Origin of the sequence: Pseudomonas sp. sp1636 (assembly GCF_030376615.1) — a bacterium.
Lineage (GTDB): Bacteria > Pseudomonadota > Gammaproteobacteria > Pseudomonadales > Pseudomonadaceae > Aquipseudomonas.
Map to the genome: position 1 here is coordinate 191,157 of NZ_JARRAB010000001.1, position 14,756 is coordinate 205,912.

The 14,756-nt window shown below is 60.7% G+C and carries 16 protein-coding genes and 1 tRNA gene; 3 read left to right on the forward strand and 14 right to left on the reverse strand.

Features of this window, described 5'->3' with window-relative positions:
* Position 1: 1 nt before the first annotated feature.
* The 8 genes from hscA to trmJ all read right to left on the reverse strand — a co-directional run bounded on the left by hscA (position 2) and on the right by trmJ (position 6,804).
* Complete coding sequence (gene hscA / locus P8H27_RS00885) at positions 2–1,867, reverse strand: Fe-S protein assembly chaperone HscA (protein WP_289634731.1); 1,866 nt, start codon at positions 1,865–1,867, stop codon at positions 2–4.
* 52 nt (positions 1,868–1,919) lie between these two features.
* The gene (gene hscB / locus P8H27_RS00890) at positions 1,920–2,441 is read right to left on the reverse strand and encodes a co-chaperone HscB (protein WP_289634732.1); all 522 of its coding nucleotides are present in this window, start codon (positions 2,439–2,441) and stop codon (positions 1,920–1,922) included.
* A 7-nt stretch (positions 2,442–2,448) separates the two neighbouring features.
* A complete protein-coding gene (iscA, locus tag P8H27_RS00895) occupies positions 2,449–2,772 on the reverse strand; it encodes an iron-sulfur cluster assembly protein IscA (protein WP_289634733.1) in 324 nt (107 codons plus the stop codon).
* 11 nt (positions 2,773–2,783) lie between these two features.
* Positions 2,784–3,170, reverse strand: coding sequence for a Fe-S cluster assembly scaffold IscU (iscU, locus tag P8H27_RS00900; RefSeq protein ID WP_090442874.1), 387 nt, complete (start codon positions 3,168–3,170; stop codon positions 2,784–2,786).
* Between the two features lie 187 nt (positions 3,171–3,357).
* A complete protein-coding gene (locus tag P8H27_RS00905; protein WP_289634734.1) occupies positions 3,358–4,572 on the reverse strand; it encodes an IscS subfamily cysteine desulfurase in 1,215 nt (404 codons plus the stop codon).
* 49 nt (positions 4,573–4,621) lie between these two features.
* Positions 4,622–5,113, reverse strand: a complete 492-nt coding sequence (gene iscR, locus P8H27_RS00910) for a Fe-S cluster assembly transcriptional regulator IscR (protein WP_289634735.1) — start codon at positions 5,111–5,113, stop codon at positions 4,622–4,624.
* Between the two features lie 139 nt (positions 5,114–5,252).
* On the reverse strand, positions 5,253–6,032 hold the full coding sequence (gene cysE, locus P8H27_RS00915; RefSeq protein ID WP_289634736.1) for a serine O-acetyltransferase: 780 nt from the start codon (positions 6,030–6,032) through the stop codon (positions 5,253–5,255).
* Positions 6,025–6,804, reverse strand: a complete 780-nt coding sequence (gene trmJ, locus P8H27_RS00920) for a tRNA (cytosine(32)/uridine(32)-2'-O)-methyltransferase TrmJ (RefSeq protein ID WP_289634737.1) — start codon at positions 6,802–6,804, stop codon at positions 6,025–6,027. Before trmJ ends, cysE begins: the two co-directional genes overlap by 8 nt.
* Before the next feature lie 145 nt (positions 6,805–6,949).
* On the opposite strand from trmJ, the gene suhB reads away from it, so the two are divergent.
* Complete coding sequence (gene suhB / locus P8H27_RS00925; RefSeq protein WP_289634738.1) at positions 6,950–7,765, forward strand: inositol-phosphate phosphatase; 816 nt, start codon at positions 6,950–6,952, stop codon at positions 7,763–7,765.
* A gap of 87 nt (positions 7,766–7,852) precedes the next feature.
* Here the strand turns inward: suhB and P8H27_RS00930 are convergent, their stop codons facing one another.
* The 6 genes from P8H27_RS00930 to queA form a co-directional block, all read right to left on the reverse strand.
* Positions 7,853–8,389 (reverse strand): glycine zipper 2TM domain-containing protein, encoded by a 537-nt coding sequence (locus P8H27_RS00930; protein WP_289634739.1) that lies wholly within the window; start codon positions 8,387–8,389, stop codon positions 7,853–7,855.
* A gap of 119 nt (positions 8,390–8,508) precedes the next feature.
* The gene (gene secF / locus P8H27_RS00935) at positions 8,509–9,414 is read right to left on the reverse strand and encodes a protein translocase subunit SecF (RefSeq protein ID WP_289634740.1); all 906 of its coding nucleotides are present in this window, start codon (positions 9,412–9,414) and stop codon (positions 8,509–8,511) included.
* Positions 9,415–9,423: 9 nt separating this feature from the next.
* Complete coding sequence (gene secD, locus P8H27_RS00940; protein WP_289634741.1) at positions 9,424–11,292, reverse strand: protein translocase subunit SecD; 1,869 nt, start codon at positions 11,290–11,292, stop codon at positions 9,424–9,426.
* A gap of 62 nt (positions 11,293–11,354) precedes the next feature.
* Positions 11,355–11,687 (reverse strand): preprotein translocase subunit YajC, encoded by a 333-nt coding sequence (gene yajC / locus P8H27_RS00945; protein ID WP_289634742.1) that lies wholly within the window; start codon positions 11,685–11,687, stop codon positions 11,355–11,357.
* A gap of 39 nt (positions 11,688–11,726) precedes the next feature.
* Positions 11,727–12,842 (reverse strand): tRNA guanosine(34) transglycosylase Tgt, encoded by a 1,116-nt coding sequence (gene tgt / locus P8H27_RS00950; protein WP_289634882.1) that lies wholly within the window; start codon positions 12,840–12,842, stop codon positions 11,727–11,729.
* A 14-nt stretch (positions 12,843–12,856) separates the two neighbouring features.
* On the reverse strand, positions 12,857–13,906 hold the full coding sequence (gene queA / locus P8H27_RS00955) for a tRNA preQ1(34) S-adenosylmethionine ribosyltransferase-isomerase QueA (protein ID WP_289634743.1): 1,050 nt from the start codon (positions 13,904–13,906) through the stop codon (positions 12,857–12,859).
* A gap of 111 nt (positions 13,907–14,017) precedes the next feature.
* On the opposite strand from queA, the gene P8H27_RS00960 reads away from it, so the two are divergent.
* Positions 14,018–14,102, forward strand: a tRNA-Leu gene (locus P8H27_RS00960).
* Positions 14,103–14,447: 345 nt separating this feature from the next.
* Positions 14,448–14,660, forward strand: a complete 213-nt coding sequence (locus P8H27_RS00965; protein WP_010486675.1) for a cold-shock protein — start codon at positions 14,448–14,450, stop codon at positions 14,658–14,660.
* Positions 14,661–14,756 lie beyond the last annotated feature (96 nt).

Below are 14,756 nucleotides of genomic sequence, written 5' to 3' on the forward strand. Positions count from 1 at the left end.
CTTACTCCTCGATTTCATTAAGACTACGGCCAGCCAATGCGGCTTTGACCGTGGCATCCAGGCGACGAGCGGCAAAGGCATCGGTCACCTGGGTCAAACGTTTGGTCTGCTGCTCAATGGCCAAGCCATCGTTACCCGCCATCAGCGCGCGCAACTGCTGCAGTTGCGCCTCGATCGCCAGACGCTCATCGGCATCCAGCAACCGCTCGCCATCGGCCTGCAAGGCAGCCTCTACCGCCTCGAGCAAACGCTGGGCATCCACCTGTTGCTCACGCAGCACACGGGCGACCTTGTCGTCACCGGCATTGCGGAAAGAGTCCTGCAACATTCGCGCGATTTCGCCGTCGGTCAGCCCGTAAGACGGCTTGACCTGGATGCTGGCCTCCACCCCCGAGGCCAGCTCGCGGGCCGCCACGCTGAGCAGGCCATCGGCATCGACCTGAAAGGTCACGCGAATCTTCGCCGCACCGGCGACCATTGGCGGAATACCGCGCAACTCGAAACGGGCCAGGGAACGGCAATCGCTGATCAGCTCGCGTTCGCCTTGCAGCACATGAATCATCATGGCGGTCTGACCATCTTTATAGGTGGTGAAGTCCTGAGCGCGCGCCACCGGAATGGTGGTGTTGCGCGGAATCACCTTCTCCATCAGCCCGCCCATGGTCTCCAGGCCCAGCGACAGCGGGATCACATCCAGCAGCAACAGCTCCTCGCCATCACCGCGCTTGTTACCCGCCAGGGCATCGGCCTGGATCGCGGCGCCGATGGCCACCACCTGATCCGGATCGATATCGGTCAAGGGCTCACGCGCGAACATCTCGCCGACCGCCTGGCGCACACGCGGCACCCGAGTCGAACCACCGACCATGACCACGGCCTCGACCTCTTCCAGCTCGATACCGGCATCGCGTACGGCACGCCGACAGGCCTTGAGGCTGCGCGCCAGCATCGGCTCGATCAACGCCTCGAACTGCTCGCGGCCCAACTGCCCCTGCCAAGCACCATGGCTCAACTGGGCCACAGCACAACCGGTCAGGGTTTCTTTGGCCGCACAGGCGGCCTGCAGCAGGCTGCGCTGCTCGCCCGGATCGAGGTCGGCGGACAGACCGGCCTGCTCGACCATCCAGCCCGCAATCGCGTGATCGAAGTCATCGCCACCCAAGGCGCTGTCGCCACCGGTGGCCAACACCTCGAACACCCCGCCGGTCAGGCGCAGAATAGAAATATCGAAGGTGCCGCCGCCCAAGTCATAAATCGCCACCACGCCTTCGGCATGCTGATCCAGGCCATAGGCCACGGCGGCGGCGGTCGGCTCATTGAGCAGGCGCAGCACATTCAAACCGGCCAGACGCGCCGCATCCTTGGTGGCCTGGCGCTGGGAGTCGTCGAAGTAGGCCGGCACCGTGATCACCGCACCGACCAGCTCACCGCCGAGGGTGGCCTCGGCACGCTGGCGCAACACCTTGAGAATATCGGCAGACACCTCGACCGGGCTTTTCGGCCCTTGCACGGTGTCGATGAAGGGCATGTGCGACTCGCCCCCGACGAAACGATAGGGCAGTTGCTCGCCCAGCTGCTTGACGTCGGCCAGGCCTCGCCCCATCAGGCGCTTGACCGAAAGCACGGTGTTCAATGGATCTGCGGATGCAGCCGCCCTGGCGGTCTCGCCGACCTCGACATGATCGGCGTGATAGCGCACCGCCGAGGGCAGTATCACCTGCCCCGCGGCATCGGCGAGCGGCTCGGACAGGCCGCTGCGCAAGGCAGCGACCAGCGAATTAGTGGTACCCAGATCAATCCCCACCGCCAACCGACGCTGGTGGGGCTGGGGGCTCTGTCCGGGCTCAGCGATCTGCAGTAGGGCCATGATTAATCAATGCTTGTCTGTATATCAGGCGTGCCACGTCGGCGGCGCCAGGTTAATCGTCGAGGCGCTCTTCCAACTGGCGCACCTCGTGGGAAAGCTTGTCGAGAAACTGCATGCGGCGCATCAGGCGCTCGGCCTCGGCGCGACGCTGCAGATTATCCCAACAAACGGCAAAGCTTTCGTTCAACTCATTCTGGGCAATCTTCAGCCGGCGCTTGAACGTCGCCACGCCCAGCAAGTCGGCGCTGTCCTGCAGGTCTTCCAATTCTTCGCGCCAATGCATCTGCTGCAGCAGGAAGTCCGGATCTTGCACCGTGACCTCCAGAGGCAACTCCGGCCCACTCAATGCCAGCAGATAACGCGCACGCTTGGGCGCACTTTTCAGCGTGCTGTAGGCCTCATTGAGACTGGCCGAATGTTCCAGCGCCAAGCGCTGCTCACGGTCAGAGGCATCGGCGAAGCGATCCGGGTGGACATTGCGCGCCAGCTCGCGATAGCGCACGGCCAACTGGTCAAGATCCAGACGGAAACCCGGCTGCAGATCGAACAAGGCAAAATGACAAGGACTACCCACAAATGCCTCAGATGTTGAAGCTTTCGCCGCAGCCACACTCGCCGCGTACGTTAGGGTTGTTGAACTTGAAGCCTTCGTTCAAACCTTCCTTGACGAAGTCCAACTCGGTGCCGTCGAGGTACACCAGACTCTTGGGGTCGATAATCACCTTGACCCCGTGGCTCTCGAACACCTGGTCTTCGCTGGCGGCCGCGTCGACGAACTCCAGCACATAAGCCAGGCCAGAGCAGCCAGTGGTGCGAACACCCAGGCGAATACCCTCACCCTTGCCACGCCCTTCAAGCGAACGCTGCACATGCTGAGCGGCAGCTTCGGTCATGCTGATAGCCATCGACAACCTCCTTAGAGCAAACCTTTCTTCTGCTTGTAATCACGCACGGCCGCCTTGATGGCGTCCTCGGCGAGTACCGAGCAGTGAATTTTCACCGGCGGCAACGCCAATTCTTCGGCGAGCTGGGTGTTCTTGATGGTTTCCGCCTCATCCAGGGTCTTGCCCTTCATCCACTCGGTGGCCAGGGAGCTGGAAGCGATCGCGGAACCGCAGCCATAGGTCTTGAACTTGGCGTCTTCGATCACCCCCTGCTCGTTGACCTTGATCTGCAAACGCATGACGTCGCCACACGCCGGCGCACCGACCATGCCGGTACCGACGTCCGGGTCTTGTGCGTCCATCTTGCCGACGTTGCGCGGATTTTCGTAGTGGTCAATGACCTTTTCACTGTAAGCCATGCTGGTATTCCTCTCTCACATCAGGGGCTGCTCGACGGCAGCTTTAGCAGGCTGTTGAAAAACTACCTGCGTTGCCGATGCGTCGTTAAAAACAGGCTCAAAATGCTCATTTACAACTCGTAAACTGCGCTTTTTCGCCTGTTTTTGCCTAGCCTCGGCTGCCTCGCCTACGTTTTTCAACGGCCTGTTAGTGTGCCGCCCACTCGACCTTGGACAGATCCACACCCTCTTTGAACATATCCCACAGCGGCGACAATTCGCGCAGCTTGGTGACCGCCTCGCGAACCTTTTGCGCGGCGTAGTCGACCTCTTCCTCGGTGGTGAAACGGCCGAAGGTAAAACGGATCGAACTGTGCGCCAGCTCGTCGTTACGGCCCAGGGCGCGCAATACGTACGAGGGTTCCAGCGAAGCCGAAGTACAGGCCGAACCCGACGACACCGCCAGATCCTTGAGCGCCATGATCAACGACTCGCCTTCGACATAGTTAAAGCTGAGATTGAGATTATGCGGCACCCGCGAGGTCATGCTGCCGTTGACATACAGTTCTTCCAGGCCGTCGACCTGCTCGAAGAAGCGATCACGCAAGGCCTTGATGCGCTGGTTTTCCTGGGCCATTTCTTCCTTGGCGATACGGAAAGCTTCGCCCATACCGACGATCTGGTGAGTCGCCAGGGTACCGGAGCGCATGCCGCGCTCATGGCCGCCGCCATGGGTCTGGGCTTCCAGGCGCACACGCGGCTTACGCCGCACGTAGAGCGCACCAACCCCCTTGGGGCCGTAGGTCTTGTGTGCCGAGAAGGACATCAGGTCGACCTTGAGCGCTTCTAGATCGATCGCCACCTTGCCGGTGGACTGCGCCGCATCGACGTGGAACAACACGCCGCGCGCACGCGTCAGCTCGCCGATGGCAGCGATATCGTTGATGGTGCCGATTTCGTTGTTCACATGCATGATCGACACCAGAATGGTGTCCTCGCGCAGCGCCGCCTCGACCATGGCCGGCGTAATCAGCCCGTCTTCGCCCGGCTCGATGTAGGTCACCTCGAAGCCTTCGCGCTCCAACTGGCGGGTGGTATCCAGCACCGCCTTGTGCTCGATCTTCGAGGTGACGATGTGCTTGCCCTTGCCGCTGTAGAAATGCGCAACACCCTTGATCGCCAAGTTATCCGACTCAGTGGCACCGGAGGTCCAGACAATCTCGCGCGGGTCGGCATTGACCAACTCGGCGACCTGACGACGGCCGGTTTCAGCAGCTTCCTCGGCCTTCCAGCCGAACACATGGGAGCGCGACGCCGGGTTGCCGAAGTTGCCATCGACCAGCAAGCACTCACTCATTTTCTGCGCCACACGCGGATCGACCGGGGTGGTGGCGGAATAATCGAGGTAAATCGGCAATTTCATTGACTCTCTCCTAATCAGGTTTCTGGCCACACGGACCGGCACCCCACGCTCAATCGACAGAGGATGCTTCAATTTTATCCTGGTGCAGCATCCTGCCATTGCTGCGGCGCTGATCCTGGCACTGCGCGATTTCTTGCACTTCGCGGCGCATCACCAGATCAGCCAAACTAATACCACTGAGGAACGCATGAATCTGCTGGCTCAGGTCGCACCACAAATGATGGGTCAAGCAGGTGTCGCCGTCATGGCAATCGCCCAGCCCCTGACAGCGCGTGGCATCGACCGACTCGTTGACCGCATCGATCACCTCAACCACCTGAATGCCCCGCATATCGCGCGCCAGCTGATAACCGCCACCCGGACCACGCACACTGGAAACCAGATTGCCCCGACGCAGCTTGGCAAACAGTTGCTCGAGGTATGAAAGGGAGATCCCCTGACGCTCGGAAATGTCTGCCAGGGACACCGGCCCATGCTGCGCATGCAGCGCCAAGTCCAGCATGGCGGTAACGGCGTAACGGCCTTTGGTGGTCAGTCGCATGGAGGATTACCACAGAATCACGATTTGGCGCGAGTATGCAATTCCCGAGTATTTAAGTCAACTATAAGACCCAGCGCCTTACTCGGGATTAGCCGCAACCGGAGGCGGCCCAGCATAGCAAACCGCTCGCCCAGACGCATCAAGCCTCAGGCTTACCATCCTGATCCTTGCACACGCCGACGAAGTCCTCATCACGCAACGCCGGCAACTCCTTGGCGTAGTAGTCGCTTCCCAACTCATTAAGCGCCTTGCACATACCTTCCAGGCGCCCATCGACCGCCTGCAAGTGATCGAGCAACTGACCAATGGCCCGCGCCACCGGATCCGGCATGTCCTGACCGACACCGTAGGCATCGAAACCCAGCTTCTCCGCCATGGCCTGGCGCTTGGCCGCCTGCTCATCATCCACCTTGACGATGATCCGCCCGGGAATGCCGACGGCAGTCGCGCCTGCCGGCACCTCCTTGGTCACCACCGCATTGGAGCCGATCTTCGCCCCCGCCCCCACCGTGAACGGCCCGAGCACCTTGGCGCCCGCACCGACCACCACGCCATCTTCCAGCGTCGGATGGCGCTTGCCCTTGTTCCAACTGGTGCCACCCAGGGTCACGCCCTGATACAGGGTGACATCGTTGCCGATTTCGGCCGTCTCGCCGATGACGATGCCCATGCCATGGTCAATGAAGAAGCGCCGACCGATCTTCGCCCCCGGATGGATCTCGATCCCGGTCAGCCAGCGCCCCAGATTGGACACCACCCGCGCCAACCACTTCCAACCGGACGTCCACAGCGCATGGGCCAAACGATGCAGCCAGACCGCATGCAGACCCGGGTAGCAGGTCACCACCTCAAGCGCATTGCGCGCCGCCGGATCGCGATGGAATACGCCCTGGATATCTTCCCGCATGCGCTCAAACATCAGTTTTCCCCTGCTTATGGTGCTCACCACGCGCCGCCTTGACGGTTTCCGTCAGAATGCCGCGCAAGATATTCATTTCCAGCTTACTGATACCACTACGCCCGTACAGGCGCCGCAAGCGGCTCATCAAATGCCGCGGCTTGGCCGGGTCGAGAAAGCCGATCTCGACCAAAGCGAGCTGCAGATGCACATAGAAGGACTCCAGCTCATCCGCCGTCACCGGCTGCACACTGAGCATCGCGGTGGTTTCCAGCTTAGCGGTCTTGGTCGGCCGATTCTGCGCCGCCAACCAGGCCATGCGCACTTCGTATGCCAAGACCTGCACCGCCGCCGCCAGATTCAATGAACTGAACTCCGGGTCGGACGGGATGTGCACGTGAAACTGGCAACGCTGCAACTCCTCGTTGGTCAGGCCGGCGTACTCACGACCGAACACCAGGGCCACTTCGGCGCCCTGCATCGACTGCTCGCACGCGGCCAACCCGCACTCGCGCGGATCGAGCAACGGCCAGGGAATGCGCCGATCGCGCGCACTGGTGCCCAACACCAGGCTGCAACCGACCAGCGCCTCTTCCAGCGTGCCGACCACCTGCGCGGCCTCGAGAATATCAGTCGCACCCGAGGCCCGAGCCACCGCATCGCCACTGGGAAAGTCCAGCGGGTCGACCAGCACCAACCGCGACAGCCCCATGTTTTTCATGGCGCGCGCGGCACCGCCGATATTGCCGGGATGACTGGTATTGACCAAAACCACTCGAATATTTTGCAGCAACGCAAGCGCTCACATGGACAGCCAAGGGCAGCAAAGCTTACAGAACCACCCAAGGTAATGCCATGCAAGACACAGACGGCACTTCATCCACCAGTCTTTTCTGCTAATATGGCCGGCTTTCTTTAACGACCCAGGTGAATCGCCCATGCAGCCCATGCTGAATATCGCCCTGCGCGCGGCCCGCAGCGCCGGTGAAATGATTTTCCGCTCGATCGAACGCTTGGACGTCATCTCGGTCGACGAGAAAGATGCCAAGGATTACGTGACCGAAATCGATCGCTCTGCCGAGCTACTGATCATTCAGGCCCTGCGCAAAGCTTATCCGACCCACAGCTTCCTCGGCGAGGAAGGCGGCCTGATCGAAGGCAGCGGCGATGGCGCCGACTACCTGTGGATCATCGATCCGCTGGACGGCACCACCAACTTCATCCGCGGCGTGCCGCATTTCGCCGTCAGCCTGGCCTGCAAATACCGCGGCCGACTGGAGCACGCCGTGGTCATCGACCCGGTGCGCCAAGAAGAATTCACCGCCAGCCGCGGCCGCGGCGCCGCCCTCAACGGCCGCCGCCTGCGCGTCAGCTCACGCAAGAGCCTGGACGGCGCCCTGCTCGGCACTGGCTTCCCGTTCCGCGACAGCCAGCTCGACAACCTGGAAAACTACCTGGGTATGTTCCGCAACCTGGTCGGCCAAACCGCCGGCGTCCGCCGCGCCGGTGCCGCCAGCCTGGATCTGGCTTACGTGGCCGCAGGCCGCTTCGATGCCTTCTGGGAGTTCGGCCTGTCCGAATGGGACATGGCCGCCGGCGCCCTGCTGATCCAGGAAGCAGGCGGCCTGGTCAGCGACTTCACCGGCGGCCACGAATTCCTCGAGAAAGGCCAGATCGTCGCCGGCAACACCAAGTGCTTCAAAGCGGTTCTGACGGCCATCCAGCCGCATCTTTCCGCCTCAATGAAACGCTGATCAGGCGACAACTAAAAAACCGGCCTCGGCCGGTTTTTTATTAGCCACAAAAAAAGCGCCCCGCAGGACGCTTTTCCATTTGCAGGGTTACTGAACCGTCTCAGTCAAGACCAACTGCCCATCCTTGACTGGAATCCGCCGGCCCGGATCGCTGGCCATACGCACCCGCCCCTCCTTGCCATCCAACTGATACTTGACGTCATAACCGACCACTTTCTCACTGGTGTCGGTCACCGTGCTGCAGCGGGTTTCAGTGGTGGTATAGGTGTCACCGGCCTGCATGTTGCCCTGCACCTTGTTGCCGGCATAACCGCCGCCAACGGCACCGGCCACGGTGGCGATCTTCTTGCCGGTGCCGCCGCCCACCTGATTACCCAGCAAACCGCCGACCACCGCCCCAATCGCCGTTCCGGCAATCTTATGCTGATCCTGCACCGGCTTCTGCCGGGTCACAGTGACGTCCTTGCAGACCTCGCGCGGCGTCTTGATCGTTTCATTGACGGGTTGCACGGCAAGCACTTCCGCGTACTCGGGGCCACTTATCAGACTGTAAGTGGCGACGGCGCCGCCCGCCGTAACCCCAACAGCACCCAGCACCGCACCAACGAGCATTGATTTGTTCATGGCAACTCCTGATTTTCGCTTATCAGGCGCATGGCGCCCAATCTCCTCGCCGTTGGACAGGAGCGACCCGGCGCAAGTTCAACACCCGTTCAAGCCGCCCCGCCAGAACCGCGACAGACTCAGGGCCGCTCGTCGACCTCTTCAGTCGCCACCGGCGGAATCAGATCCTCGACCGTCAGGTTGAGCCAGATCAACACCACGTTGGAGATATAAATCGACGAATAAGTACCCACCAGCACGCCAACGAACAACGCAAAGGCAAAGCCGAACAGGTTATCTCCCGCAAAGACCAACAAAGCCCCAATCGCCAACAAGGTGGAAATCGAAGTAGCCAGAGTGCGCAGCAGGGTTTGCGTGGTGGAGATATTGATGTTTTCGATCAAATCGGCCTTGCGCAGCACGCGGAAGTTCTCACGCACCCGGTCGAACACCACGATGGTGTCATTCAACGAATAACCGATGATCGCCAACAACGCCGCCAACACCGTGAGATCGAAGGTGATCTGGAAAAACGACAGAACCCCCAGGGTGACGATGACGTCATGCACCAGCGAGACGAAGGCGCCCATGGAGAACTTCCACTGAAAACGGAAGGCCAGGTAGAGCATGACCCCACCCAGCGCCAGGAGCATGCCCAGACCGCCCTGATCGCGCAGTTCCTCGCCGACCTGCGGGCCGACGAATTCAACCTTTTTCACCTGCAGCCTATCGCCTGACTGCTGCAGAACCGTGGCGACCTTATTCCCCAACTCCGGATCATCGCCCTGCATCCGCACGACCACCTCGGTAGTCGCGCCAAAGCTCTGCACCACGGCATCGCCATAATTAGCACCCGCCAGCTGTTGGCGAATTTTGCCGAGGTCTGCCGGCTGCTCATAGGCCAGTTCGATCTGCGTACCGCCGGTAAAATCCAGACCGAAGTTAAGGCCTTTAAGCGCCAAACTGCCCAACGCAATAAAGGTCACGACCACGGTGATAGCAAACGCAATATTGCGTATGCCCATGAAGTTAATTACACGACTCATCTCAGCCCCTTAAATCCACAACTTCTTCAGGTCGCGCCCGCCGAAGCTCAAGTTGACCATCGCACGAGTCACCAGAATGGCAGTGAACATCGAAGTGAGGATGCCCAGCGACAGCGTCACCGCAAAGCCTTTGACCGGACCGGTACCCATGGCGAACAAAATGCCACCGACCAATAGCGTGGTCAGGTTACCGTCGATAATCGCCGAGTAGGCGCGGTCGAAGCCCTCATGAATGGCTCGCTGCACCGACATGCCATTGGCGATTTCCTCGCGAATCCGCGAGAAGATCAGCACGTTGGCGTCCACCGCCATGCCCATGGTCAGCACGATACCGGCAATCCCCGGCAGCGTCAGAGTGGCACTCATCAGCGACATCAGCGCCAGCAGCAACACCATGTTGAAGCCCAGGGCAATGGTCGCCAGCACGCCGAAGACGCGGTAAATGGCAATGATAAACAGCGAGACGAAGAGCATGCCCCAGAGCGCGGCATCGACCCCCTTGGCAATGTTATCGGCCCCCAGGCTCGGGCCGATGGTGCGCTCTTCGGCGAAGTACATCGGCGCCGCCAAGCCGCCGGCACGCAGCAGCAACGCCAGCTCGGTCGACTCACCCGGGCCGTCGAGACCGGTAATACGGAACTGGCTGCCCAGCGGCGACTGAATGGTCGCCAGGCTGATAATGCGCTTGTCTTCGATGAAACTCTGGACGGCGACTTCTTTCTCTACGCCATCGACAACCTGACGCAAGTAACGCACGGTCGGCTTTTGCTCGATAAAGATCACCGCCATGCTGCGCCCGACATTGCTGCGCGTCGCCCGATTCATCAGCTCGCCGCCATGGCCATCCAGACGGATGTTGACCTGCGGACGGCCATTCTCATCGAAGCTGGCCTGGGCGTCGGTCACCTGGTCACCGGTGATGATCAGCTCGCGCTCCAACTGCGCCGGCGGGCGCCCCTCCTCACGGAACTCGAAGGCCTCGGTCGAGGCTCGCGAGGCATCGACGTCGGCAGCCAGACGAAACTCGAGGTTGGCCGTCTTGCCCAGAATGCGCTTGGCCTCGGCGGTGTCCTGCACACCCGGTAGCTCAACCACGATGCGGTTGGCACCTTGACGCTGAACCAGCGGTTCGGCCACGCCCAACTCGTTGACCCGGTTACGCACGGTCGTCAGGTTCTGCTTGATCGAATATTCGCGAATTTCCGCGAGCTTGGCCTGGGTCAGGGTCAGGCGCAGCACTTGCAAATCGCTGCGTTCGGTGGAGTTCAACTCGAAATCGGAGAACTCCTTACGAATCAGCCCCTGAGCCTTTTCCAGGGTCGCCTCGTCGACGAAGCCCAACTGAATCGCGCCGTTGAGCTCGGGCAGGCTGCGGTAGCGCACGCGCTCCTTGCGCAGCATGCTCTTGACCTCACCCTCGTAGACCTTGCGCCGCGCATCCAGAGCCTTGTCCATGTCCACTTCCAAGAGGAAATGCACGCCACCGGACAGATCCAGGCCCAACTTCATCGGCCCCGCCCCCACGCTGCGCAACCAGTCCGGAGTGGTTTGCGCGAGGTTCAAGGCGACCACGAACTCTTCACCCAAAGCCCTGCGCACCACGTCCTTGGCCGGCAACTGATCGGCCTGACTGGTCAAGCGCAGCAGGCCGGCACGGCCTTGCGCAGCCAGACTCGAAGCCTTGACCGCGATCCCGGCCTCTTGCAGGGCACGGCTGGCGCGCTCCAGATCAGCCTGCTCGACCCGCATGGCCGTGCTGTTACCGCTGATCTGGATGGCCGGATCATCTGGATACAGGTTGGGCGCGGAATAAAGAAAGCCGATCGCCAGCACAGCCAGGATCAGCAGGTACTTCCAGAGGGGAAACTTATTGAGCATGACGCCGCCCGTTATGACGCGGGGCGCCTTAAGCGCCCCGTCGGATGGTAAGAGTGTGAAGCTTAAATAGCTTTCAGCGTGCCCTTGGGCAGGGTCGCGGCGATGGCTACCTTCTGAATCTTCAGCTCGACCGTGTCGGACACTTCCAGCACCACGAAGTCATCGCTGACCTTGGCCACTTTGCCGGCGATACCGCCGCTGGTCACCACTTCATCGCCTTTCTGCAAGGTGCCGAGCAGGTTCTTGTGCTCTTTGGCGCGCTTGGCCTGGGGACGCCAGATCATCAGATAGAAGATGACCAGAAAGCCGACCAGAAACACCCACTCGAAACCAGAACCAGCAGCGCCCACGGGGGCGGCGGCATCGGCATAAGCGGCAGGGATCAAAAAGCTCATTTAACACTCCTGTTGGAAACTACTCGAAAACGATGATTATCAGTCCAGCGGCGGAACCGGCAGGCCACGCCGGGCATAGAAGGCAGCGACAAAGGCGGCCAATGTACCCTGTTGAATAGCCTCGCGCAAACCAGCCATCAGCCGCTGATAGTGACGCAAGTTATGGATTGTATTCAGCATGCTACCCAGCATTTCGCCGCACTTATCCAGATGATGCAGATAGGCGCGGGAGAAATGTTGGCAGGTGTAACAGTCGCAAGTTGGATCCAGCGGCGAATCATCCTGCTTGTGGAAAGCATTGCGGATTTTCAGCACGCCGGTGTCGACGAACAGATGGCCATTGCGCGCATTGCGCGTCGGCATCACGCAATCGAACATGTCCACACCGCGGCGCACACCCTCGACCAGATCTTCTGGCTTGCCCACGCCCATCAAGTAACGCGGCTTATCGGCGGGCAGCAGGGCCGGCAGGTAATCCAGCACGCGGATCATCTCTTCCTTGGGCTCGCCGACCGACAGGCCGCCAATCGCCAAGCCGTCGAAATCCAGCGCATTCAAGCCCTCCAGCGAACGCATGCGCAGCTCCTCATGCATGCCACCCTGAACGATGCCGAACAGCGCCGCCGTGTTGTCGCCATGCGCCTCCTTCGAGCGCTTGGCCCAGCGCAGCGACAGCTCCATGGAGCGCTTGGCCACATCGAATTCGGCCGGATACGGGGTGCATTCGTCGAAGATCATCACGATGTCCGAGCCCAGATCGCGCTGCACCTGCATCGACTCTTCCGGCCCCATAAACACCTTGGCGCCATCCACCGGCGAGGCGAAGTACACCCCCTCCTCCTTGATCTTGCGCATCGCCCCCAGGCTGAACACCTGAAAACCACCGGAATCGGTAAGGATCGGCCCCTGCCACTGCATGAAGTCATGCAGATCGCCGTGACGCTTGATCACCTCGGTGCCGGGGCGCAGCCACAGGTGAAAGGTATTGCCGAGGATCATCTGCGCGCCTATTGCCTCGATGTCACGCGGCAACATGCCCTTGACCGTGCCATAGGTGCCCACCGGCATGAATGCCGGCGTCTCCACCACCCCGCGCGGGAAGGTAATGCGCCCGCGCCGCGCCTTGCCATCGGTCGCCAGCAATTCGAAAGACATCCGGCAGGTGCGCGTCATAGGTGATCCTCTGGCCCGCGTGGCGCGGGGTTGCGGGTGATGAACATGGCGTCGCCATAACTGAAAAAGCGATAGCCTTCGGCGACCGCACTTTTATAGGCCGCCATGGTTTCGGGGTAACCGGCGAACGCCGAGACCAGCATCAACAAGGTCGACCCCGGCAAATGGAAATTGGTCACCAAGGCATCGACCACATGCAGCGGCCGGCCCGGGTAGATAAAGATGTCGGTGTCCCCGCTGAATGCCTTGAGTACACCATCGCGCGCCGCACTCTCCAGCGAGCGCACGCTGGTGGTACCCACGGCCACCACACGACCGCCACGGGCACGACAGGCCGCCACGGCATCGACCACCTCCTGACCGACCTCCAGCCACTCGCTGTGCATGTGGTGATCTTCGACGTGCTCGGCCCGCACCGGCTGAAAAGTACCGGCGCCGACATGCAGGGTCACGAAAGCGCTCGCGACCCCCATCCCGGCAATGCTCGCCAGCAACGCCTGATCGAAATGCAAACCCGCGGTCGGTGCCGCCACCGCACCGGCACGCTCGGCATACACGGTCTGATAACGCTCGCGGTCGGCGCTATCGTCCGGGCGATCTATATAAGGTGGCAGCGGCATATGACCGACCCGCTCGAGCAACGGCAAAACCTCTTCGGCAAAGCGCAACTCGAACAGCGCGTCATGCCGTGCCAGCATCTGCGCCTCAGCGCCGCCATCGAGCAGAATCATCGAACCCGGCTTGGGCGATTTGCTCGAACGCACATGGGCCAGCACCCGATGGCTGTCCAGCACCCGCTCGACCAGCACTTCGAGCTTGCCGCCAGAGGCCTTCTGACCGAATAGACGTGCAGGGATTACCCGCGTGTTGTTGAACACCATCAAGTCGCCGGGGCGCAGATACTCCAGCAGATCGCTGAACTGACGGTGCGCCAGCGCACCACTGGGCCCATCCAGCGCCAGCAAGCGGCTGGCACGCCGTTCGGCGAGCGGATGGCGGGCAATCAGAGCGTCAGGCAGCTCGAAATCAAAGTCGGCAACGCGCATGTTTGGAGGGGTCGTCTAGCAGGGCGGCAAAGCTTACCGGAAATAGTGCAATCTGACCACGCAAGTGGATTGACCAATAGCAAAGCGCTCCCTATACTTCGCCGCCATTGTGCCCCGGTGGCGGAACCGGTAGACGCGGCGGATTCAAAATCCGTTTTCGAAAGAAGTGGGAGTTCGAGTCTCCCCCGGGGCACCATATATCTCTATCGTTGCTTTAGCGCCTCAAGCAACAGACAACAACGGCTTGCACTGCACGCTCATGCACCGGCAAGCACGTTGCCAAAACGCTTCTTGCGATCATTCAGAACCACCTGCATTACGGCTGAAACACAGGCCCTGCGGGGGTTGGCATTTGCCTTTGAGTTAGCGTAGAGTGCTTTCCACTGTGTTTGCATGGGTCGCCGCAAATCATGATCTGGTGCAGTAGATCATCCGGATCCGCTACATCCCGCTCGACGTCGCCTTACTCCTTGCAACCAGTCTGTCTCAGCCCTCTATTGTTTGGAGGCTGTCATCAACTCTAGTTTCAAGGATATAAACTATGTCGAATCGTCAGAACGGTACCGTCAAGTGGTTTAACGACGAGAAGGGTTTTGGTTTCATCACTCCAGAAAGCGGCCCGGATCTATTCGTGCATTTTCGCGCGATTGAGGGCAACGGCTTCAAGAGCCTGAAAGAAGGCCAAAAAGTCAGCTTCGTGGCGGTACAAGGTCAAAAAGGCATGCAGGCTGACCAAGTTCAAGTCCAGGAATAACCCTGCGGTTCTGAAGAACCCCTGATGGCAACGTCGGGGGTTTTTTTATGGTTCTGTACCCGTTAGGTGTTGTATCACCAGGCGCGAACTGCCTAC

Excerpts from the sequence above, each read along its gene's own strand:
- P8H27_RS00965 (WP_010486675.1), top strand. The coding sequence starts at position 14,448 with ATGTCGAATCGTCAGAACGGTACCGTCAAGTGGTTTAACGACGAGAAG.
- iscR (WP_289634735.1), bottom strand. The coding sequence starts at position 5,113 with ATGCGACTGACCACCAAAGGCCGTTACGCCGTTACCGCCATGCTGGAC.
- secD (WP_289634741.1), bottom strand. The coding sequence starts at position 11,292 with ATGCTCAATAAGTTTCCCCTCTGGAAGTACCTGCTGATCCTGGCTGTG.
- yajC (WP_289634742.1), bottom strand. The coding sequence starts at position 11,687 with ATGAGCTTTTTGATCCCTGCCGCTTATGCCGATGCCGCCGCCCCCGTG.
- queA (WP_289634743.1), bottom strand. The coding sequence starts at position 13,906 with ATGCGCGTTGCCGACTTTGATTTCGAGCTGCCTGACGCTCTGATTGCC.
- secF (WP_289634740.1), bottom strand. The coding sequence starts at position 9,414 with ATGAGTCGTGTAATTAACTTCATGGGCATACGCAATATTGCGTTTGCT.
- tgt (WP_289634882.1), bottom strand. The coding sequence starts at position 12,842 with ATGTCTTTCGAATTGCTGGCGACCGATGGCAAGGCGCGGCGCGGGCGC.
- P8H27_RS00905 (WP_289634734.1), bottom strand. The coding sequence starts at position 4,572 with ATGAAATTGCCGATTTACCTCGATTATTCCGCCACCACCCCGGTCGAT.
- suhB (WP_289634738.1), top strand. The coding sequence starts at position 6,950 with ATGCAGCCCATGCTGAATATCGCCCTGCGCGCGGCCCGCAGCGCCGGT.
- hscA (WP_289634731.1), bottom strand. The coding sequence starts at position 1,867 with ATGGCCCTACTGCAGATCGCTGAGCCCGGACAGAGCCCCCAGCCCCAC.
- iscU (WP_090442874.1), bottom strand. The coding sequence starts at position 3,170 with ATGGCTTACAGTGAAAAGGTCATTGACCACTACGAAAATCCGCGCAAC.
- iscA (WP_289634733.1), bottom strand. The coding sequence starts at position 2,772 with ATGGCTATCAGCATGACCGAAGCTGCCGCTCAGCATGTGCAGCGTTCG.
- cysE (WP_289634736.1), bottom strand. The coding sequence starts at position 6,032 with ATGTTTGAGCGCATGCGGGAAGATATCCAGGGCGTATTCCATCGCGAT.
- P8H27_RS00930 (WP_289634739.1), bottom strand. The coding sequence starts at position 8,389 with ATGAACAAATCAATGCTCGTTGGTGCGGTGCTGGGTGCTGTTGGGGTT.